At 37.0% G+C, this 22,996-nt stretch carries 20 protein-coding genes and 2 pseudogenes; 1 reads left to right on the top strand and 21 read right to left on the bottom strand.

Annotated features, from left to right (window positions below):
* Window positions 1–61: 61 nt before the first annotated feature.
* From ACYSNU_RS13810 to ACYSNU_RS13905, 20 genes and pseudogenes are all read right to left on the bottom strand, one after another.
* Window positions 62–1,387, bottom strand: coding sequence for an alpha-L-fucosidase (locus ACYSNU_RS13810; RefSeq protein WP_461737779.1), 1,326 nt, complete (start codon window positions 1,385–1,387; stop codon window positions 62–64).
* On the bottom strand, window positions 1,384–2,766 hold the full coding sequence (locus ACYSNU_RS13815; protein WP_461737780.1) for a glycoside hydrolase family 1 protein: 1,383 nt from the start codon (window positions 2,764–2,766) through the stop codon (window positions 1,384–1,386). The genes ACYSNU_RS13810 and ACYSNU_RS13815 overlap by 4 nt, the downstream gene beginning before the upstream one ends.
* A gap of 262 nt (window positions 2,767–3,028) precedes the next feature.
* Complete coding sequence (locus ACYSNU_RS13820; RefSeq protein WP_461737781.1) at window positions 3,029–4,051, bottom strand: family 20 glycosylhydrolase; 1,023 nt, start codon at window positions 4,049–4,051, stop codon at window positions 3,029–3,031.
* An 88-nt stretch (window positions 4,052–4,139) separates the two neighbouring features.
* Window positions 4,140–5,792, bottom strand: a complete 1,653-nt coding sequence (locus tag ACYSNU_RS13825; protein ID WP_461737782.1) for an extracellular solute-binding protein — start codon at window positions 5,790–5,792, stop codon at window positions 4,140–4,142.
* 26 nt (window positions 5,793–5,818) lie between these two features.
* Window positions 5,819–6,571 (bottom strand): carbohydrate ABC transporter permease, encoded by a 753-nt coding sequence (locus ACYSNU_RS13830; protein WP_461737783.1) that lies wholly within the window; start codon window positions 6,569–6,571, stop codon window positions 5,819–5,821.
* 3 nt (window positions 6,572–6,574) lie between these two features.
* Window positions 6,575–6,736 (bottom strand): hypothetical protein, encoded by a 162-nt coding sequence (locus ACYSNU_RS13835; RefSeq protein ID WP_461737784.1) that lies wholly within the window; start codon window positions 6,734–6,736, stop codon window positions 6,575–6,577.
* Between the two features lie 18 nt (window positions 6,737–6,754).
* A pseudogene (locus tag ACYSNU_RS13840) lies at window positions 6,755–7,709 on the bottom strand (ABC transporter permease).
* Between the two features lie 433 nt (window positions 7,710–8,142).
* The gene (locus ACYSNU_RS13845) at window positions 8,143–8,625 is read right to left on the bottom strand and encodes a hypothetical protein (protein ID WP_461737785.1); all 483 of its coding nucleotides are present in this window, start codon (window positions 8,623–8,625) and stop codon (window positions 8,143–8,145) included.
* Window positions 8,622–10,787 carry a helix-turn-helix domain-containing protein gene (locus ACYSNU_RS13850; RefSeq protein WP_461737786.1) on the bottom strand — a complete coding sequence of 722 codons (2,166 nt, stop codon included), beginning with the start codon at window positions 10,785–10,787 and terminating at the stop codon, window positions 8,622–8,624. The genes ACYSNU_RS13845 and ACYSNU_RS13850 overlap by 4 nt, the downstream gene beginning before the upstream one ends.
* A gap of 66 nt (window positions 10,788–10,853) precedes the next feature.
* A complete protein-coding gene (locus ACYSNU_RS13855) occupies window positions 10,854–11,471 on the bottom strand; it encodes a YesL family protein (protein ID WP_461737787.1) in 618 nt (205 codons plus the stop codon).
* 329 nt (window positions 11,472–11,800) lie between these two features.
* A pseudogene (gene eno / locus ACYSNU_RS13860) lies at window positions 11,801–11,986 on the bottom strand (phosphopyruvate hydratase); the annotation flags it as partial.
* Window positions 11,987–12,176: 190 nt separating this feature from the next.
* Window positions 12,177–13,550: a hypothetical protein gene (locus ACYSNU_RS13865; RefSeq protein WP_461737788.1), complete on the bottom strand. Its 1,374-nt coding sequence runs from the start codon at window positions 13,548–13,550 to the stop codon at window positions 12,177–12,179.
* Between the two features lie 80 nt (window positions 13,551–13,630).
* Window positions 13,631–14,422 (bottom strand): hypothetical protein, encoded by a 792-nt coding sequence (locus ACYSNU_RS13870; protein WP_461737789.1) that lies wholly within the window; start codon window positions 14,420–14,422, stop codon window positions 13,631–13,633.
* Window positions 14,423–14,431: 9 nt separating this feature from the next.
* The gene (locus ACYSNU_RS13875) at window positions 14,432–15,040 is read right to left on the bottom strand and encodes a recombinase family protein (RefSeq protein WP_461737790.1); all 609 of its coding nucleotides are present in this window, start codon (window positions 15,038–15,040) and stop codon (window positions 14,432–14,434) included.
* 409 nt (window positions 15,041–15,449) lie between these two features.
* On the bottom strand, window positions 15,450–16,193 hold the full coding sequence (locus ACYSNU_RS13880) for a hypothetical protein (RefSeq protein WP_461737791.1): 744 nt from the start codon (window positions 16,191–16,193) through the stop codon (window positions 15,450–15,452).
* Between the two features lie 514 nt (window positions 16,194–16,707).
* Entirely contained in the window at window positions 16,708–17,364 is a 657-nt protein-coding gene (locus ACYSNU_RS13885; RefSeq protein WP_461737792.1) for a hypothetical protein, read from the bottom strand.
* Window positions 17,365–19,688: 2,324 nt separating this feature from the next.
* Window positions 19,689–20,345 (bottom strand): DUF4767 domain-containing protein, encoded by a 657-nt coding sequence (locus ACYSNU_RS13890; protein ID WP_461737793.1) that lies wholly within the window; start codon window positions 20,343–20,345, stop codon window positions 19,689–19,691.
* A gap of 58 nt (window positions 20,346–20,403) precedes the next feature.
* On the bottom strand, window positions 20,404–20,943 hold the full coding sequence (locus tag ACYSNU_RS13895) for a hypothetical protein (RefSeq protein ID WP_461737794.1): 540 nt from the start codon (window positions 20,941–20,943) through the stop codon (window positions 20,404–20,406).
* Window positions 20,936–21,301: a zinc-ribbon domain-containing protein gene (locus ACYSNU_RS13900; protein WP_461737795.1), complete on the bottom strand. Its 366-nt coding sequence runs from the start codon at window positions 21,299–21,301 to the stop codon at window positions 20,936–20,938. Before ACYSNU_RS13900 ends, ACYSNU_RS13895 begins: the two co-directional genes overlap by 8 nt.
* Before the next feature lie 5 nt (window positions 21,302–21,306).
* A complete protein-coding gene (locus ACYSNU_RS13905; RefSeq protein WP_461737796.1) occupies window positions 21,307–21,525 on the bottom strand; it encodes a helix-turn-helix transcriptional regulator in 219 nt (72 codons plus the stop codon).
* Between the two features lie 128 nt (window positions 21,526–21,653).
* Here ACYSNU_RS13905 and ACYSNU_RS13910 point away from each other — a divergent pair, with 128 nt between their 5' ends.
* Entirely contained in the window at window positions 21,654–21,998 is a 345-nt protein-coding gene (locus tag ACYSNU_RS13910) for a helix-turn-helix transcriptional regulator (RefSeq protein ID WP_461737797.1), read from the top strand.
* Between the two features lie 4 nt (window positions 21,999–22,002).
* On the opposite strand, the gene ACYSNU_RS13915 is transcribed toward ACYSNU_RS13910, so the two are convergent.
* A complete protein-coding gene (locus ACYSNU_RS13915) occupies window positions 22,003–22,935 on the bottom strand; it encodes a tyrosine-type recombinase/integrase (protein WP_461737798.1) in 933 nt (310 codons plus the stop codon).
* Window positions 22,936–22,996 lie beyond the last annotated feature (61 nt).

Consider the following 22,996-nt stretch of genomic DNA (forward strand, 5'->3'; position numbering starts at 1 on the left):
AAAAAGCAGCCTAGAAGAAATCAAAAAACGATTTCTTCTAAGCTGCTTAACATGTATTTCTCTAGTTCGCTGACTTTGACAAAGAAAATTTAAGTGCTATGACTTCTTGTTGATTGGAAAAGGAGAGGTAGGGATTTTCAAAATCAATTTTTACGCCAGTTTTTAAATGCTCTGCCTCTGTTACAGAAAATAACTCTTTTAGATAGCTAGTATCTAGTGTGACTGTTCGCTTTTCTGGAACCAATGAAAAAGCATAAATTGCCTGCGCTTTTTTTGTGAAATACCAACCTTCAACAACTAAGTTTGGAACAGCTCTAGTACCATAAATCCCTTCACCGTAGTTATTTAAAAAGCTGCCAAGTTTGTCCATTAATATTTCTGCTTGCTTAGGTAGTGTGCCATCGGGTTTCGGCCCCACCCCAAAAATGACATTGCCGCCAAGACTGACTATTTTTAACAGAGTTTCTAAAATTTCCGAAAAAGGCTTATACACGTCGTTAGGAACATAGCCCCAGTTTTTAGCAAACGGAATATTGCTTTCCCACGCCTTCAGTGGCGCAACCTCAGGAATTTTTCTTTCCGGTGTGACATAATTTTCAAATTCGCCACCAATCGTCCGGTCGACGACTAGCATATCTGGTTGCCTTTTCCGTAATTCTCCAACAATTTTTTTCATGTTCAATTGTTCTTGGCCGCTATTTACCCAGCCGGCATCCAACCACAGAATCTCGATTGGACCATAGTTCGTGCAAATTTCCTGCAATTGATGGCCAACAAAAGTTTCAAAGCGATGCCACATTGCTGGATTTTCCTTCGGCGAATAGCTGGCTTGGCGCCCTGCCGCAACTTCACCCGGCACCCAATAAAATGGACAATGCCAATCCGCCTTAGAATAATAGGCCCCTGTCGCAATGCCGGCCTTTTGGAAACTTTCCATAACGGCTCCAAAAATATCGGCATTTTCATTTTGATAAAAAGGAGAGCTGTTCGCCGTGATTTTATATTCGCTTTCCTGTGTGTCATACATATTGAAACCATCATGATGCTTCGTAGTAAAGAGCACATAACGGAAACCCGCTGCCCGGCATTTTCCAGCCCAGTCCTGAGGATCAAAATTAATAGGATTGAACACTTGATTTAATCCCCAATAATCTTCCCTCAAAGTTTTTAAATCCTTGCGCCATGGTTTTTTGCGGGCCCAATCATCTGCTTTTGAGAGCTGCCAGCTTTCAACAACGCCCGCTTCACTATAAAGTCCCCAATGGAAAATTACGCCAACTTTTTGGTCTTGAAACCAAGCTAGCTTTTTTCGAATAGTTTCTGATAATTGCTGATAGTCCTCTTGGGCTGTTTGCAGATTTTCTTCGATATCCTCTCTGATTGTCATAACACTCCTCCATTGTTTTCAATTATTTGGTGAAACCATTCGCCACTTTTTTTCAGACTGCGTTGACCGTCGTTTTCTAGGTCAACCCGATAAAAGCCATACCGATTGCGATAGCCATTGAGCCAACTCCAACAATCGACAAAAGTCCACATATGATAGCCGAAGCAATTACTGCCAGCGGCAATTCCTTTATGCAGCTGCGCCAAATGCTCTTTCAAAAAATCAATTCGATAATCATCTTGAATTTGCCCTGCTTCGTTGATAAACCTTTCTTCTTCAGCAACCCCCATCCCATTCTCAGAAACATACCAAGGGATATTTAAATATTTTTCCTTCATTAAAATTGCTACATCATAGAGGGCTTCCGGATAAATTTCCCAACCACGATAAGTATTCATCCGTCTGTTAGGCCACAGATATGAATTGTAAAAGTCACTGCGATCTTGAGCCGGAAAACGTGGCTTGACAGCTGCTTGGACCCGCAATGGTTGATAATAATTCATCCCAACAAAATCAACAGTAAAGTCGGCAATGGCTTTTTCATCGCCAGCTAAACTAACTGGCAATAAGTTATGTTCTTTGAGCATATCCTTTAACTTAGTCGGTACTGTCCCTAAGACAGCGGGATCTAGAAAACTAAAAATATTCAAGTTGTCAGCAAATTCCTTGGCTGCTAAATCCTCAGGCGCATCACTCTTTGGATAGGCCGGTGAAATATTTAGAATTATCCCGATTTGCCCAGCTTCAATTTGAGCAGCTCGAAACGCTTCAACAGCATAAACATGGGCCATCAATGTATGATAGCCAACCTGAACCGCTAGTTTGAAATTACTTTTTCCGGGGTAGTGATGCTGCCCTAGATAGCCGCACTCAATATGAACAATGGGTTCATTAAAGGTGGTCCACTTTTCAACAAGATCACCAAATTCCAAAAAAGCGGTCTTGGCATAGAAAGCGAAAGCGTCTACCGATTCACGATTTTCCCAGCCGCCTTTTTCCATTAGCCACCAGGGTAAATCAAAATGAAATAAGTTAACAATTGGCTCAACGCCAGCCGCTTTCATTTTTGTAAAATAATCTCGATAAAAGGCTACCGCTTCAGGATTAATTGTTTTACCATCAGGTAACAGGCGGGTCCAAGCAATCGAAGTGCGGTAAGAGTTCATTCCGATTGCCTTCATCAATAAAATATCTTCTTCATATCGATGATAAACATCACTGGTAATTGAGGGACCTTGATTCTGATTGAAACGTGCTGGTTCTAGTTCAAACCATTTATCCCAAGTTGAGGGGCTCTTTCCTGCGAGTAAAGCTGCTCCTTCAGTTTGTGGCGCACTCGCCGCTGCTCCCCATAAAAAATTTTCCGGAAAAATTTTCACAGATTCTACCTCTTTACTTTATTTTTATTGCTTTAAGATTAGTATAGGCTATCGCTTTAAAATTACTATATGTTGAAATTTAAACATAAAAAAACTTCCCGTCGCTTTTTAGCAAACAGGAAGTAATGGGCTGATATTCGTTTTATTAATGCTCCAAAGGTTATTCCAACACCGGCTGCACATACAGCTTCTCAAAAATATTAGAAAACCTCTTTTTTAAATAGACCGTGCATAAACTCTGATACTGATAAAAACTTGAAGCTCAGCTATCCGCCTTTAATTTTTGCTGCATCGCCGCTAAAATCGGCTCAACTTTTGCTAATACCTCATCACAACTTAATGCTGATGGAATATCTGCCCAAATCGAAAAATAAGTTCCTAAGACTTGTTTTTTATCACTCTCATCAATCACTTGATCAGAAGCAAAGGTTTCAATCTGCCAATTGGTTTGGATTTTTTCAGCGGTGGGATAAGTATAGTTTGCAGCCTCACCAAAAACAAAATAGAAATAATTATCATTGAAATTCAACACCCGATAACCTTTTTTTAACCACGTTTCCAACGGTGCCATCCCCTGATGCCAACGGGTCCAATAGGTCACCTCGACATCAGCTGTCAGCTCAATTAAAGAGTGGCGGTCCAATCGATAAAAGCCGTCATTCCAAATTCTAGCAGTTTTTCCATGTTCTTTGATCAAAGCCGCCAGACGATTAACATAATCGACATAAATTTCTAAACCACTGGCTTCCTCTCCATAACGAGCTTTGGCTGTCTCCGCCAGCTGAGGATATAAGTCCACCTGGGAAAAATCAATAAATTCATCGGCACCAATGTGAAAGTACCGGCTTGTAGAGAACAAGCTTAAATATTCTTGATAAATCGCAAAAGCAAAAGTAATTGCGGTTTCATTGGTAATATCTAACGCCCAGATATCTGGTTCTAAACCGGCAGCTGTTTTTTTCTTTAAAGCCAAATTAGGAAAATCCTTTAAAATTTGATTCAAATGTCCCGGCGTGTCAAAATCCGGCACAATCTCAATGCCCTTTTCTGTCGCTGCGGCGATAATCTCTTTGACCTCCAGCTGCGTCAAATATTCTTCTGAAACAATTTGCGGAAATTGTTTACTTTCAATGCGAAAACCAAGATTATCTGAAAAATGTAGCTGCAGCATATTGAAGCCATTTTGTTCCATTATTTTCAATAGCGTTAAAATTTTAGCTTTTGGCCAAAATTTGCGACCCATATCTAATAAGACACCCCGCTCGGCCTGTTGGTAATTTGTCATTTATTGCCCTTCTTTCAAAAATCCACGAGGCCTAATCCTGCTTAAAAGCAGATTAAGCTCGTGGATTCTTTTGTTTTAAGTAATGATTTTATTGGTTATTCCAACGGTCGTAGGCTCTTTGATGGACATCAACAAATTTTTCTACACCAATTGAAGACAAGGTGTCTAAATAATTTTGCCAGCTGGCATCATTTAAGGTCTCTTGACCGGTGATAAATTTTGCTTCCATTTGTTCAACATAAGATAATAAATCTGCCTGTAAAGAAGACCCTAACTCATCTTGCTCTTCTTTTGAAATATAAAGTGTTGGCCAACCGACCACTTCGTAAGGGCCGGTTTTTTCAGCCGTTTCTTGATTGACAAACTGCTGAAAAGCATCCGCTTCATTGGAATCATTTTTATCCCCTAAAACAATTGCCGGTGCCGAAGCGACTTTTGGCGGTACGGTGCCGTAATCGGGGGTCACTTTAGAGCGCTCTTCTTCGGCGTTGTCGGCGGTAATCCCTTCATTGCGCACACGAACTTCTTCGCCGCTGTCATTTGTCTCCCAATGCCAGTAGCCACCTTTTTCTTCATCTGGACCAGTGTTTAAGTACCGGCTGCCTTCATCACTATAAAAATAATCCACCCAGCGAATCGCTGCTTCTGGATTAGCCGCTTGACTCGTGATGGCGAAGGCTCCTGTTGAAACACCATCAGTTGTCGACACGACGGTTTCTGGAGATTCCGGAGAGGTTAACGGTTGAAACATCGGATCATTGACGGCATCTTCCTGTGTGCGATTTGTGGTAAAGAAACTAAACCAGTCCGTGAAGGCCCCCAATTGATTATTGTTGCCTTTAGCCTTTTTCTGGTCATCTGATTGAGAAAATACTTCGGCGTCTAATAAGTTGTCTGAGTATAATTTGTTCATATATTCTAAATAAGCACGATAATTTTCAGTAGCAGCGCCATAACTCACTTGATCGTCGATAACTTGTTGTTCCTGCTGTAAGACACCAAAGGCCCACATCATCCACGGTCTTAAAGAGGTGATTTTTGATGATGACAGCGGAACTTCATCCTGTTGACCATTGCCGTTGGGATCTTCATCCCGGAAACGAACTAATAAGTCATAAAACTCGTCAGTCGTTTTCGGCAGCTCTGTCACTCCTAAATTATCCAGCCACTCGCCATTGTACCAGATTGGACCGCTTGGGAAAACTGATTGGCTAGCAAATTCTGCATCTTCTATATTATATTTCCCTGACAGCATTGGCAATGAATAAATGTGGCCATCTGGTGTTGTCAAAGAATTTCTTAATTCAGGGAAAGCATCTAAAATCTTCTTGATATTTGGCGCATAGCCACCATCAATATACTCATCCAACGGCAACAGGGTATTGCCGCCATATTGAATCTCCTGAACCTTCGTTAATTTTGAAGCAAATAAAACATCTTGAATATCGCCTGAGGCAAAAGCCAAATTGAGCTTTGTGGCTAAATCGGCATCTGGCGGTGTTGTGTAAGTCCAAAAAACATTACTCATATCAGAGTAATCGGTCATCAGCGCCATTTTGTCAAAGGAACTAGAACCAACGTTCGGCGCAAAAAAACTCATCTCTAATTTTTCATCGACAATCGGAAAACCTTCTTTAGCAACGGTTAAATCCGAACCTGTTGCTGCCTCCTCGCCGCCATTACAGGCCCCCATACTAAATAATGCTAAGACCATGCCACAAACTAAAACTACTTTTTTCATTGAGCTGTTTCCCTTCTCTTTTAATTTTATCCCTTTAATGAGCCAACCATGACTCCTTTAACAAAATAACGTTGTAAAAATGGGTAGACAATAATCACAGGCAAGGTGGACACAATCATCACACCATATTTAATAATCGCTACCAACTGTTGTTTTCGATACAAAGCTTCAAGGGTACTTTGCTGAGCCTCTCCACCGGCCACTTGATTTGAAGACAAATCTTGTAAAATTAATAATTCCCGTAAAATCATCTGCAATGGATATTTGCCACGATCAGATAAATAAATTAAGGCATCATAAAAACCATTCCAGCGAGCTACACCAACGAATAAAGCCATAACAGCAATAATTGGAGCTGACAGCGGGATTACAATTTGAAAGAAAATCCGGAAATCATTACAGCCGTCGACAATCGCCGCCTCTTCAATTTCTCTAGGAATATTGGATTGGAAAAAGGAACGGGCGACAACAATATTGTAAACTGACGCCGCTGACGGAATTATCAGCGCCCACATAGTGTTAATCATGCCTAAAGATTTTACTAGCAGATATGTCGGAATCATTCCGCCGGAAACAAACATCGTCACCATAATAAATTTGACAAAAAAGTTTTTCCCAAATAATTCAGGGCGGCTAAGTGCATAGGCGCACGGCAATGTCACACATAGATTGACAATCACACTCAAGACGGTATAAATAATAGTATTTTTATAGCCCATCCAAATATCTTGGTTGTTAAAAATTTTCTGATAGCCTTCTAATGTAAATCCCTTCGGCAAGAGCTACATCTCCCCGGCATTAACGGCTGCCGGATCACTGACTGACGCACTGATAATATAAACTAGGGGATATAAGACGATTAAAGTCGCTATTATCACAAACAAGTAGTTGAAGGCTACAAAAACGCGATCGCCGGTCCCCATTTTGATAGTTTTAGTATTCATTGACTTTCCCCCTTCGCTTTACCATAATGAATGCTCCGTCAGCCGCTTAGTAATACTATTTACCGTGATTAAAATCAGCGCATTAATCACCGAATTGAAAACTCCGACTGCTGTCGCAAAACTATATTGACCATTTAATAAACCGGCCCGATAGACGAAGGTTGAGATTACATCGCTGGATGTCATATTCAAAGGATTTTGCATCAAAATAATTTTTTCAAACCCAACACTCAATAAATTTCCCATACTCATGATTAACAGGATGATTATCGTTGGTAAAATGGTCGGCAAGTTTATGTGCCAAGCCCGCTGAATTCTTGAAGCACCATCAATGGTGGCCGCTTCATGTAATTGTGTATCGACACCAGAGAGAGCCGCCATGTAAATCACTGAGCTCCAGCCAGTCGTTTGCCAGACATTACTTAAAACATACATGGTCTTAAACCACTTAGGGTCTTCCATGAAGTGAACCCCTTCAATCCCTATGAACTCTAAGAAGTGAACCAAAATACCTGTTGACGGTGACAAAAAGGCGAACATCATCCCGACGATTACCACCACAGAAATGAAATTAGGTGCGTAGGTAACCGTTTGGGCAAACTTTTTCCCAAAGCCGTCCTTCATCTCATTTAAGGATAGCGCTAAAATAATTGGCAGTGGAAAACCAACAATTAAACTATAGACACTGATTCCTAAAGTATTTTTGATTAAATCCCAGAAGAAATAGGAATCAAAAAATTGTTGAAAGTATTTCCAACCGACCCACCGGACTACCAAGAATCCCCAAGGCTGGTTGATAATCTTTCCAGGCAATAATAATGCCATACATCGGACCGTAACAAAAAATAAGAAAAAACAAAAATGCTGGAATTAAAAAGACATAGAGCTGCCAACTATTTTTTAGATGGGCCCAGGTTAGTCTCTTTTTAGTTTTAACACTTTTCTTTTGTCTTGTTTTACTAACAGCCTGCATAAAACCTCCCCCTTATACTACACATTAAAATAAAGTACTGAAAATCTTGACCGGTGTTAATCAGTGACCTCAGTGTAAGCCCTTTATTTAAAAAAAGAAATATGTGAGTTTTTTGAAGAATTTTATTGAAAACGCTTTAAAATAAAGGCTTTTCCCCGATAAAATTCCCCTAAAAATTTTTACATAGCGGAATAAAATGCTTTTCTTAACCTTTTTCAACACTTTCTCATGCTGCCTTTGTATAATGGCAGGCTAGTCAAACAAAAAAAGTCCGGACATCATTTTACTAAAGTAGTAGGCTTGGATTGACTAGACTGTTGCCCCGCTCTTTTCTCCCATTAAAAAATCAATAGCGGGAAAACAGTTACCAAGTCAGCTACTTTTGCTAAAATTATGTCAGACCTTTTCTCAATGCAAGAGGAAACTATTATACTTAATTTAGAAAATCCGTTTCAATCATCACCGCCTGTTGAATGAGCCATTGTCCATCTACAAAAACAAAGGTTTGATTGGCAGTCGCTATATGGTCACGATAGTCCTTTTGCTGAGGATCTTGGTTAATTGATTTAATCTTGGTTTCAACCAGCATATGATTGTCTGCTAGTTTCAACATTTCAAAGGATTGCAATGTGTTTTCAACATCATATTCAGCAAAAAAAGTTGTCATTTCAGCTGTTGTTGCCGTTCGGGCCTCAGGAACTAATGTTTGAACATAACCTGCTACATCCTTTTGATTCGCACATTCAAGATTTTTTAATAACAATTCTTGAGCCGCCTGCGCTACCGGATTCGCCTGCTCTGTCAGCTGACTGGTGGTTTTTCCAGCGACAATTTCGGTAGACTTCTCAGTGTAAGCCATAATTAATGGTATGAGCATGATTAACGCAAGTAGAAATAAGCCGTATTTTTTTTTCACGGGGAGACCTCCATTTGATCAGTTTTTTTTTCAAATATTTTCCTAAATTGGCCCGGAGGCACACCGACTTCTTCCCTAAATTTACGGGTAAAATTCGCAATATCGTGGTAGCCGACATCTGTGATGATTTCTTTTACTGGTTTTGAAGTCTCCAATAATTCTTGCTTCACTCGTTCAATCCGCAGAGCCTGCACATATTTGCTAAAGCTGACTTTGGCTTCATTTTTGACCATGATGCTCATCTTGGATAGCGAGACTCCAAATTTGATTGCCAGTTCCTCCAATGAAAAGCTAGGCCGCATAAAGTTTTCATGAATTGTCTGTAAAATTTCTTGATCAACAGCTTTTTCATAGGCTGCAACCTCTTTAGCAAAGCCGTTACTCAGCTCCAATGCGACAAGCGACAGCTCTTTTTCAATCGTCGCAAGCTCAATCGTCGCATTTTGATAATAGAAATCACCGGATAGCTGTGCCTCTTCCTTCATTAAAAGCAATTGGCGCAGGACATAGTGATAATAGGACTGACGCATGAAAAAAGAAATTTGCATGGACTTCTCATTTTGAACAATATCAGCAATGATTTTTTCAATTGCAGCGCTACTGCCAACTTTGATGGCTTGTTTTAAAGTTAGCACGGCTTGTTCGGGATAGGCGAAATGACTATTTTGATCAAGAGTGGCCGATTGGTTAAGCTCTTGTTGATGCTCAATTTGCGCCATTAAAGAAATATAATTCAGGTTTAGTCCTTCAATTTTGGTAGCTTGATTGCTAAAGGTCAATGACAAAGTCGTATTCAGCTCTTTATTTAGAACTTGACGAAAGTCCTCTTTACCCTCTTCCAGTGACGACTCCGTTTTCTCAGAAGAATTCAGTTCTATAATAAAAACAAATTGCTTGAGATGAGTTAACTCAATACATTCCGCCTGATACATCACATCTGTATAAGGAAAGAGATTTGTCAGTAGGGATTTTGTTTGAAGATTGATGTCCGCCTTTTTAGAAAAGTCAGTCGACGTGATTCCTAGAAGATAGGCATGTTCGAGGTCTATTTTTTTTCCAATCAACTTGAGCTCTTTTTGGATAGCTCCTAAGTCTGGCAAGTCACCTTTTAAAATCTGTTTCCAAAAGCTCTCATCGCGGATTTGCTGGATTTCTTTTTTGGTTGCATCCACCAAAATCGACTGCTGAAAGAGAAAATCGCCTACCTCATCAAATTGAATTTCCTTTTCCTCAGTTTGATTGCATTTGGCAATATAACGGTACAATCTATTCAAACGATATACCGGTTCATATTGGCGGTGACCATAATAAATCACTACCCCAATGCCGCTCAAAAATAAAATCAGCAAGCAGGCGATGACCAGTAGCACGACCTTCCACACCTCCCGGTTAAAAACTGCTTCAGGCACCAATGATTCAATCTGCAAACCGACATCTGCCACTGTTTTTGACTGAGAAAAATAAGCACTGCTTACTGTTTCAGACTCGTTAAAAGTTGTCGAAATTGTTTGCTGATTCAAAGTCATCAAATAGTTTTGCTCTGGTTTTTGAAAAGGCACTAAGACCCGTTGACTAAGGCCGGTTGTTGGGATGGCAAACACAATTTTTCCTATTTTGACACCACTAAAAACAAAAGGAACAAAATAATAAAGATTTTGCGGCTCACTGGCAAAAGCCGCCAGAACAGGCTCTTCAGAGACTAAATTTTTCCTGAAGGCCAAGCTGTCAATTCCCTGATTTTTTAACCGCTGAGAAAGTAATGTGCTAATCTCCATTGTTCCAACATTTGAGAAAACCTTCTCCTGATTGTCGTAGGTGATATAAATATCCTCTGCAATATCTGAAAAAAGCACATACCGTTGCAGCTCCTCTTCATAAGCCATCGCTTCTAAAGGCTGCAACTCAACTTTTTTACTCACGCTGGGATTAATCGACATATCTAAAGAAATCGTATTTAACTTTTTAAAATGCTCCTCAAGACTGGCATAGACCTGAGTCAAGCCCTCATTATTTGTGCTTTCAATTTTCAACTTCGTCTGAGAAACTACCTGCCAAATTAAAATTCCTGACAAAATTAAAAAAGGAAACAAAAAAACTGTTATGTAGGAAAGTAAAAATTTTTTATTTAACTTTGAATAAATCATCTGCAAGCTTGCGCGCATGTTGCATTCCCCGCCTTCACTTTTTCTCCCAGCTGAGTAACTAACTTAGCCAGCCAATGGTACTCCTTATGCTGCCTGACTATGCTTTTCTAAACGCAGCATAGCTTGATGACTGAACCAAGCGGTTGGTAACATCAACAATGGTACAGGCGCTAAAGAAAAGACAGGAAACATCATAAACAGTATGATGATTAAAGTTGAGCCTAAGAAAATCGCGAAGGAATTAGGAATACTGCAAAGCATTAAAAAGAAAGCCTGCTTGAAATAATCCCTTAAAGGCATTTGATAGCGAACATAACAAGGCAGCAGGTAAATCAACGTCATCACAACTAAACTGATAAATAAGAAGAGGGCTATCTGAAAAAAGCGATTTTCAATAAAGACACTGCTGATGCGCCAATCAACATATAAAATTAAGCCTATCAAGACACTGATAAAACCTAAATAATTTGCGCCTTTAAAATGGCCTTTGCTCACGGCAAAAAAAGCCTTCTCCTTGAGAATGGCTACGGCCTCCAAATCCCTAAAGCCTTTGTAAAAGTATTCTAAAACCGCAGCGGTGCTAGGAAATATCCCCGTGATAATTCCCAAGCGCAGGACACTCACCACCCAAAATAATTGTAACTTTGCGACAAACAAAATCAATTCCCCTATGCGCACGCTACCTCTCGCTAAATTTCCCATCTGACAATCCCTCTTTTCTAAAACATCCAATCGCTACTTTGTTTTTAAACTTAACTATTCATAAAAGAAAACGCTCTTATTTTATTTTTCCGCAAAAAACGCTTCCATTTAAAATAACAATTTATAAAATTTTATTAGCAACAATATACTAGCAAATATTTAACTAAATTGCACTATGTAATTCTGCTCTAAGTATGTTTTTTTCTAAAAACATTGGTTAAGTTCGCTCGTTTTTTTTTTGATTGCAGGCAAGACTAGTATTTCTCTAAACAAATAAAAAAATCCCTGCTGACTCATCAGCAGGGATTTAAATAACAGTTAATTAAAAATTATTTGTTTTTTAAGTTGTAGAAAGATTTCAAACCTTTGTATTCAGCAACGTCACCTAATTGGTCTTCGATGCGTAATAATTGGTTGTATTTAGCAATCCGGTCTGTACGTGATAGAGAACCAGTTTTGATTTGACCAGCGTTTGTTGCTACAGCGATATCAGAGATTGTTGAATCTTCTGTTTCAAAGGCGTAATACCAATACTTTAAACATGTTTTAACTAAAACTAAGTACTGTCATTATAAAAGGATTTACTTCACTTTGTCAATATCCAATGGATAATTAAAACAGGTGGTATTATTAACTAGAAACACTTGTACTTCGCAATACTTTCTCATTAACTAGTACGTATTTAATACATGTATTATCTCATACTTATAGGAATTTTTTGAAATCCATATATTCAGAATAAACACCCACTGTGTTTAAAAGCTTAGTAATGATTTCTTCTTTTTTCGAAGGGTTATTCTTCACGTCAATAAAAATTCCGAGTAATTGAACTGTCGAAATTAGGCAATGTTCTCTTTTGGTAGAATAGTCAATCATTTGATTGGGAAAAACGGCTTCATTTCTAGCTGATAAGTCTTTTTTTCTAAAACCATTGACAATTAGTATAGCTTTAGGAATTGTTCCTTCTTTTTCAACAAACTCCGATACCCACTTTTCTAATTGAGCACCATGTTTTTCAGCAGAGCTTCCATTGACACCTTTAATTTCAGTTACAATTTTTAAATCATCATATTCAAAAATCCCATCTGCTCGATTATGTTCAATAGGCATACTCTTAAAGCCTAATTCTGAAAAAATTTCATATATAATCGTTTCTAACTCCTTGCCCGAGGCAGTAAAGGCAAGTTTATATTTTTGTATGCTATTTAATCTAGCTTCGGTTTTTTCTTTTTCAATTTTTAATTTTTCTATTTCTTTATTCAGTTCTTCAATTTTTTCTTTTTCATTTTTTTCGGTTAAAACATTATATTTATCAGCCCATTCTGGAAGAGAGTAGTCATCCAGACTTACTTTTATTTCCTCCTCTAAATCATCTATGGTATGCAAGAAATTATTTATTACTTTTCGATATTCTTTTTCACTCGAATAGTCTCCTTCATCAAATATGGATGGAAAAACAATAAGGCGTCCATCATTTATTGGGAATACTTTAGAAATATTTTTTTCTGTATTCGTAATGTAAGCAACAGGGATTCCGTTATCCTCAGAACTAAAATAGGCATTATAATAGTATTCCATACCTTTGATTTCAAACAAAATTCTATACGGAGAGTCAGTTGAATACGCCAATTTGCTACCAAAACCTGTTGTCACATTTAATTTTATAGGTAAAATATCTAAAATGTTAACTTCATATACAAGATGGGTCTTTTGCCGATTTTTACCTGTACCTGAGTATTCATTTTTTCCTGAATAAATATAGAAGCTAGACTCGACTGGGAGCATTATGTAAAGTGTTTTTCCTAGAGCTAGTAAATCTTTGATTTCTTCTTTTCTTCTTTTAAAATCAGATAAAAATTTAAAGGAATCATCGTTTGATAAACGTCTCTTACCAGAATATAATCGTTCTCTCCCATTATAATCCTTATCATAATCATATTCTGATGAAATACCTGCCAAATCAATAATTACTATATCATAGTCCAACAAAGAATTATAAGAATCAAACGATATTAAATCAATATTCTTAAAATTCATATGAGAAAAATTTAGTGACACCCCAGCAATTTTGTTCTTCATACTAACTACCCCTTACACTGACTTTCATTACGATTTTTTTAATATTATACCATATATATATCACCTCTTCTCATCTCTCCCTAAACTTCTAAAGACTCCATCTCACTAGGAATAAAGTATCTAGTATTTTTCGTGTAAAAATTACTTCGAGTGATGAATACTTTATCAGGTAACTTTATCTCCTGACCATGCGGGTCATCTTTTGTGTAAACATATTTATTATTAAATGTCCACAGAACAAAATCAACATCAGATTTAACTAATAATTTCATAAAGTTTTTATCATACACTGGTAATAGATAAAGCAACTCTCGACTCTTCATAGATTTAGAAATTTTGCCATTAGGTATATAGAAAGTCGATTCATCAAATATTACAAACCCTAACTTTTTATTTGGATAATTCTCTCTATATGCGCTGACGCTGTTTAAATGTTTTTCACATATTCGTTGAAAATTTTGGATATAAGCATTGTAGTTGTGATGGTCTATTGTGTTATCAGGAGTAAACGAATCATCCTCTGGGTTATACCTGGTATCACCATTAGCTATTATAGTAAATTCATCCCTATGATTTTCTCCAAAAACCTCGTCTATAAATTGTTCCACAGTTCTTTTGGCACGTGCATCTGCTTTTCTTTGCGGATTACTTTTGCCTTTTTTCTTTGTTACTATATCGTCAATTTCAAACATTTCAATCATTAGCTCATCAGAAACAAAATCAGGTCTACTCGAAGTATTATCTCTCCAATCAGCTTCCATAACTTGACTAAACAACTCTTTTTCTTTTCTAGATTTACAATAAGTAGTATCTTTATTAGATATGATATTTTGAAATAAATCCCATTCTGTATCTGCAAACAATTTATACATATATCCTCCCTATTTTGTAGTTTGAATTTGTCTCTTAATTCTCTGTAAAGTACTCTGACTATATCCTGTCATCTCAACTACCTGCTTATAACTATTCCCTTCCATCAACAGATTATAGGCATGTTGCTTCTTAGGCGTTATAACAGCATTAGGACGTCCTTCTCTATAATTAGGATTATTCCTCTTAGCATAAGCTTTCCCCTCCTGAGTGCGCTCTACAATCATATCTCGCTCCATCTCTGCTACTGATAGGAGAGTTCTTAATATCATTCGTCCCATGGGAGTATTTTCTATTGTGCCGAGGTTTAAGACCCTAATGGTAATATTCCTCTCTAACAATGGTTCTATAACTTCTAGAGCCTCACGAGTGTTTCTAGCAAAGCGGTCAAGCTTGGTTACAATGATTGTGTCCTTCTCTCTAACTTTCTCTAAAAGCTTCTTAAACTCGATTCTATCGGCTGTAGTTGCTGTATATTTTTCTTTAAATAGATTTTTCTTGTCTACCCCTTCATTAATTAATTGCTCTGTTTGCTCTTTTAAAGATTGAGAAATAGTACTATCTCTTGCGTACCCAAATAGCGTTTTTATCCTCCTGACATACAAACATTTAATGACCATAGTTTTAGACCATTAATTAATATGGGTATATCAAGGTTCTGTTTAGTGGTCAATAACTATTAAGTTTATGAACACTATAGCGTTACTGAGACTTAAACTAGGCTATCCGCATTCCTCTTTTTACTCATCTGAATGTTACTTATACTGTTAGCTCCACTTTCTAACGTATCTCTTTTTGCGTTCTAAGGCGCTTTAACGAAAGCGTCTTAGAATTGAATCTGTCAAGCAACCCGACAACGATAAATAAAGATGCCCTAGCCCTAACTACAGCTCTAATATACTATGGACATCATTTGGAGGTCGGAACTTATCTACTCAGAGTAGTTTATTGTTTTGTCCCCCTTTTCTAACCTATAAAATATTCATCTGCCGTTCTTCTAAAAAACTGAATATGCAATCATTCTACAACCTATTTCACAACTTTCTTATAGACAATCGGCTTAGACAGACCTGTGGGACTCTCTTCCCCTTTACCTTCATAGTAACTTGGATTTACTCCCATGAAAACCGTGATTTTATCACTCTCATCAGACAAAATAAAACTATAACAAGATGCTTCGTCCTCTGTTAACGCAGTTACAGACTCTCTTGATACCTCTTCTATTTCTAAAATCTGACTGTCCGTATTTTCCAAGTTATCAGCATACCTAATTGAGTTATCAGAAACTTTTTCGATTGACATATAATACGTTTCTGACTCCTCTACCGACACCCATTCTCCGTACAAAGTAGAAATATCAGTTGTCTTTTCATCATCTCTTACCAAATCCATTGGGGCTAAACTTCCTCCAGCCATCCCTTCTGGTACTGAATAAGAGGGGTATACTGTCAACTTGTTATCATTCAGCTTAAAATCATAGTAGAACGGCTTTTCACCGTCTGTCTGAGTGTGAATCTCGTTATTTATTGTATCTATAACATGTAGCTTGTTACCATCAAAGAAGACATACCCACCTTTTTCCACTATCGTAAACTTTCCTTGCGCTGGGTAGTTTGCCGTAGTATCTCCTAACCAATCCCCTGTTATTTTAGTCACTAGTTCTGTGTCAATTGTTGAAGCTACCTCCCTCTCTTCCAAACCCCCATTATTTGAACACGAACTCAGTAACAAAATCATGAACAAAATACACACTAACCAAAATTTCTTCCTCATAAGCACCTTACACTCCTTTTTGACAAACAGACTCTCAAGACTTAATCATGAGAGCTTTCAATTCTAAATTTTACGTTCAGAAACAATGATATACCAGATAACGGTTAACAAAATAATGCCATACTAAATCAAGAAAGTCCCCTCTTAAACGCTCCTGAACCGCTCCCTGAGACGTTCTGATTTTCCCGTGTCAATTGTTAACGTCTCTATAGCCCCATACAAAGCACAGACAGAGCCAGTCCGAATGTCCCCCTCCACTTCATCTAAAACTTTTTAGGTGGCAGTTATTCATTTCACTCATTCTTCTATAGCCTTTAGTTGCCGTCAAACCAACGAGCAAGCGATGATTAAGTATTGATATTTCATTTAGGTTTCGTGTATCGATTTTATTTGCCTTTTGCAAAAATTTCAAAAAACGAACCCAAAGAGTCCCCCCCATATGAGATAGCCCCCTTAGTACACTCACAAAACAACGGGGACGGGGTCATTCAATAGATAACTTTAAACTGTTATGTTAAGCCGTTTTCCTATATGCTGATACTTTCTTTTGGTATTTATTAATGAATCTACTTTTAATTTTTCGAGCATTTGTGCTATTTGTTTTTAATAAACAAGCTAAATTATCAGGTTCTTCCAAATGTCTAGCTTCAGTTAGTGCATAAAGTTTGTTTATGTCTTTGGGTTTAAGTAGTTTTATTAGAAAAGACATTTTCTCCTCATACTCTTCTACATAGTCCTCTTCCCTAATTCCTTGTATTGTGCTCATATCACCTATTAGGTAATCATCAATTTGTTTCTCCCATTTTGTACCAGTTTTCGTTATGCGTTCATATGCAACATAGTCAAAAGTTTTTTCTTTAATGGTTACCCGTTCTTTTCTATCAATAGGTACTCTTTTAATGAATAAACCATTTTGGTTTTGTCTATCTTCATAGTAATTTCTTTTTACATTCATTAGTAGCTTAGCAATTTCAATCTCATTCAATTCTTGTTTTGGATTTATTCTATCCAATTCAAAGAAGACATGTTCTTGAAGTTCTGCCTTCATATCTCTTTTTTTCATTGGAGATTGTTTAGGCCAAAAATCATTTTGGTTTTTCTCAAAATAAATAACTAAATTTTTAAATCTATCTGTACTAATTATTTTATAGAAGTTTCTTTCATGGGTCATTATATTTCTTCCTTTCAGCTCTTATCTATACTTCTATTATACCATGAATTATCTCAAATCGATTTTCTGAAACTAGCTCCCAAATGCTTACACACCAACATGGTATCTTTTTGGTAAAATAAACTTTTATTGATTTTGAAAAAATATCGAAAAAAGCGTCACAAATTTGTCGTTTTTACGCTATTATAGGGTGAGAGGGTTCTTAAGTACTTGAGCCCTTAGAACCACTTTTGTGTTGCGTTTAATAACCATAAAACGTATGGAATTAGACGAGCTTGCTCGTCAGCCGTGCGCTTAGCACCGAGCTCAGCCGAAGGCGTTCTGAGCGAGCATCTCTTGACCCTAATCTTTTGTCACGGATAGCTATGCACTCACCTGAGTACACAAGCAATGGGGCTTTCAGCCCCCTATGAACCCCCGATAAGCGCAGTGGCGCTTAACCCACCAACCAACAAAAACCGTTGGTTGTATTTTAAACTCTTTTAAATAAAAGAGAGTATTGTGTTAGTCAGTTTAAATATATTTAGACTTATATAAAATAGTAACTAAGTAAGTAGTCAGTTAAAAATACACATGTATATATACAAAAATAAGAGTACCTAGCTAGTATAAAATTAGTCAGATACTTTTTTCTATTTACCTATCCTTAAACTTAATTTAACCTACCTATAATCAATCCTACCTATTTTTAGGTCTTTTTCCCTAACTGATACTAAACTCTCTTAGAATCCATTTTAACTATCTTTAATACCTACCAAATACATCAGATTAATTTTTAACTGACTACTTGCTTACTCTATTCTCCCCCAGCTTTCCCAAAAGTGTTGACTTTGTTTCCTATTTAAACTTTTTGAAGCTCTTATTATCTCTTTATATATATACCCTTTTAATAAACTTATATAAACATATATAAACTTAGTCACGTGGTCAACAAATTGTTTCAAAACAATGAACAATTCTAAGTGTTCTCTCAATCACTAGCTAAATTTAAACATTAAAGTAGAGTGACAATGTAAGTTCAACTGCTACGTCAGAACCAGAATACCCACGAAAGGCTCTAATTTCATTTCTAAGGTGCTATACCCCCTTTTTGATAAAATAATACCAACGAATTTCAAAACTGCTCAGAGAGTGAATCAGAGTTATTTAAACACATTTTATTATAACCGTATATTTTAACTCCAGTGTAGGCTGAACTTATTTCATTTTATTCTCTCATACCAGCCCTTCTGTTGCATTTCATCAACTTCTATACATAATATACCAGTCACTCTACTTCGTCTTAGAACCGCCTGTGTTACCTCTAAGGTCTATTCTATTTCCGACCCTTGGAGGAGGTTTCGGGCAAACTCCACCCTTAGGAAAGGATGACAATATTATTTTGGTATAAACATTAGCTACTTTTTACACGCATATCGCCCTTGCATATATAACTAGCAAGATGAAGTAAAATGATATCACTTTTTCTTAGATACACATAATGACCTGTCCAATACAGAACTACAACTTTCTTTCTGTTGAATCCCCTCTTCACAGCACCTCAAACAATAGCTTTCTCCAAAATACCCACTACCTAGTATGACTTTATGACATACCTGAAATATGTGCAGGTGCCTTTTCCCTCTAAAATCAGCACTATCTTGTGGGAGTTTTTCAATATTTTAGCCAAAAAACTATATTTACCTCTCCCTACATCTGAAACATGAAACGTTGTCATATCAAGCTTATTCCATATATTTCATTTCGTTTCATGTCCCCCAATTTATTAACCTTTTGCAAAAGTCAAAAAAAGAGTACCCCCAGTGAGCCATGTAGCTCATTTAAAGGGTACCCTCTTTAGACTCTAAAGACTATATGCAAAGGAAACAAGTGTTGACTTTCAGGATATTTCTAAAATATTTTCCTTCGAAAATTAGAACCCCTAGGCACACCCCACCTTATACACATGCACCTTAGTAGGGATTTAAACTAACGGGGCGGGCTTATCCATCCTATATCCTTCCCAATTAACTATAAACTGAATGTAATGACTCCACTCTGTGCTGTGAGCATTAACTTGTCATCTCCGCTCCACAAGCTTATCGGCTTCCTTGCTGTCTGTAAGCTAGCTTCCTTAATTCTTTCTGAGTAGCTAGCAAACTCCTCTGTAGCTTCCGCTCCTGAGATACATAGTTGTAACGTCTGGTGCATACCTGACATAGCTGGAACAAAGTTAATTGTCTTTCCGTCATCATTAATAGAACAGCCCATTCCAAGAGCTATAGTCTGCACAATATCTGCTGTATCTAAGTCTTTATATGCGATTGTACCTAGGTTGACCTGCTCTATTGCTCAGTATGTTCTGAGCTCTCTAAATGGCTGTAAGAGCCTCCTACGAGCTCTGAAAAACCTCCTCTAAGCTCTTTATTATCTGTTTCTTTAAAATATAAGTAATTATTAGGATTCCCTTGGTTTTGCGATGTAACAAGTACCTTCGGCTCTCCTGAGACTATTGTAAAGAAGTAGACATGCTTCCCAAATTCAGGCTGAGTGTCTGCATCTGAAAAAACAGCAACCAACGCATAGCCATCTCCACTTGTTTGACCATCTTCAGACCAAGCTAGTTCAATTGGGTTTTCGTTTACAACTGCTTGCCAACCATCTTCATCTAAAACTCTTTTAGGTAATTGTAAATCATACAAGTTTACATTATTCTCAGGCGTATACTCTCTGTATGTCTGCTTCATTGTTTTACCCCAGTCTATGACAAACTGATTGAGCTTTCTTGCCTTTTCCGAGTTCCATAGCGTCCCAGAATTACTGTCTTGAGATGTACTATCCATGACAGTAGGACTTGTACTACTTTCCAGTGTGCTCGTGACTGAAGTTTTCTCTTCGCTTTGACTGGTTGATACACTTCGTTCTGTAAAGCTTTCCTTCTTGTTACAGCCCGACAACAATAGGTTACATACAATCAAAAGAGCTATCGTCAATTTTTTCATGAGGTTCTCCTCCTTAATGCTATTACGCTCTACTATTATCATTTAGCATTTACCCTATCTAGCCTCTACTTCTTTTTTTGTACAAATATAGAAATAGACCGATGGGAATTAATAAAGTAATCCATGCGTTTTCAGCACCCTCAGCGTCACTTAATGGACTATCAGATTTATCTATAGGGTACAATTTAGCATCTGATAATGTTCCTTCCGTGTTTATAAGCACAGCAAGAAAAGGATGGTCTTTATCATCATCTACGAGTGAAAACAGAGCAGAGGAATTAGTTGCGTCATCTAAACCATCAATATGTCTAGCTAATTCTTTACCAGAGATGACCATTGTATTTCTAACACCAATTTTTTCATTTTTATATTTATACTTTGTAGCCCCTTTGTCTTCCAATATAACAATGTGGTCTTTGGTTACATGAATATCGTAGGTAACTTCCCCTCTAGTATCTACTCCTGACCAATAACCATATGCAGACTTATTTTGATTTCCACAACTAGAGATGAAAATAGCTGTTACAAGGAACAACAGTATTATAACAACTGCTTTTTTATTTGTTAAGTTTTTTTGTAATAGTCTTTTATTATCCAATAGAAGCAACTCCTAACAGCATTCCCAGAATAGCCCCTGCTACACCTGCAATCATTAAAATAGTCCCATGCTTTTCATCATGCTCTCTATACAAATACCCCATAATAACTCCAATAGCACCAAATAATACAGGAATAAATAGGAGTGAGATGACAACTGAAACCCACCCAATGACCATGTAGAGCTTGCCAGACTGTTTGCCATTACTGATTTGGACTTTAGTCTCGTTAACAATCTTATCTGCACTGTCAGATACCTGAGACAGATTGAAAGTTGCTTCCTTTCCTTGAGATGCCCCACACGATGGGCAAAACTTTGCTGATTCCTCCATTTGATTTCCACAATTTCTACAGTACATAATACTTATTCCTCCTTTTGAATTTGAAACATATCAGAGAATAATTCATCCTTTGTAGCTCCTAAAGCTTCAGCTATCTGTTGCAGTTGGTGTGGTTTGGGAATAGTCCGTCCAATTTCCCATGAACTAACCGCTTGTTGCTTTACTCCTAGTAATTTTGCTAAATCCTTTTGAGAGTATCCTTTACTTTCCCTGTATGTTGCAAATACTCTTTTTTTACTCATAATGCAATTCCTCCTTATCCGATTATATACAACAACTTTATGTAATTCAACTCTTATAACGAACAATACATTTTAGTTTATGCATAGAGACAACGTGATGTTGTACCATCATCATAGGAGGGAATTTCATGACAAAACAATATGCTAAAGTAATTAAAAAATATAGAAAAAAACGAAATTTAACTCAATCAGAATTAGCAAAGAAAATACATTCTAGCCAACAAGCTGTTGCTAGATGGGAACTAGAAAAAACAGAGCCCAATTTAGATAGTCTAAGTGAGCTGTCAAAAGCCCTAAATATTCCTGTAAGCCACTTTATCGATGAGGATATAGTAAGTTCAGAAGAGACATTTCTAGCTCTATATCGGTCTCTAGATACGACTGAGCAACAACAAACAATTGAATTTATGGAACTACTAAAACGACATAAACAGGAGAAGGAAGCTTTACTAAAAAGACTTATTGAAGAATAATTATCTACAATACTCCTTCATTTATTAGTTTCTGAAGTGGTGTTAGTTCCATACTTGATAAAATTTCAGAATCACTTAACGAGTTCAAATATGTTTGAGTTGTCTTTATATTACTATGACCTAATAACCTACTTATCGTGTAAAGGTTAACTCCATTTTTTAATAACTTTTGTGCATAATAATGTCTTAAGCTGTGACAGCTCTTACGTTGTACCTCTTCTCTAACATTAGTAGCAATACAAGCATCCTTAACTACTTTTTCAAGCAAAACGTTATTTTTTAACCGCCTACCCGATTTAGAAATAAATAAAAAATCATCAATCTCCCTGTAATTCCTTAGATTGTTAAAATAGCCTGCCTTAGTTCTTCTATATCTTTTTAACGACTGCTCTAAGTAAGGGGAAATTTTAACAACTCGCTCCTTACTTCCTTTTCCCATAAATTGAAAATATCCTTCCTTTACATTATCATTAGTAAGGTTTCTTACTTCTTCTGCTCTTAAACCAGCATCTGCCATTACCTCAATAATCAACTTATTCCTTTGATTGACAAATCCCTTCTTGTTATAGAATTTAATGAGACTAGAAACTTCTGTATCTGAAAAGGTAGTTAACAGTAGCTTAGGCTCCTTAAGCAATTTTATCTCTTTAGTAATATTAGTAACCTCATACTCATTAGTCATATACTTATAGAACAACTTAACTGCTTTTAAAATTGTATTAATATAAGTTTCCTTTTTCCCCTCCTCTTGGCAATTTAAAATAAACTTCTTTAAATGTAGCTTGCTTATCTCACTTAGCTCATTAAGACCGTGTACATCTCTGAGATAACCATAAAATACGTTTAGCTGAGATTGATATGACTCGATAGTGCGTTTCGATAAGTTACGAACCCTACAATCTAACAAATATTCAGCTATCATTTCTGTATACAGCAAAAAACACCATCCTTTCTCTTAGTTAGAGAAAAAACAGTGTTTAATGATGATTATTGGTTAT

The sequence above is a fragment of the Enterococcus sp. LJL120 genome (assembly GCF_054871765.1).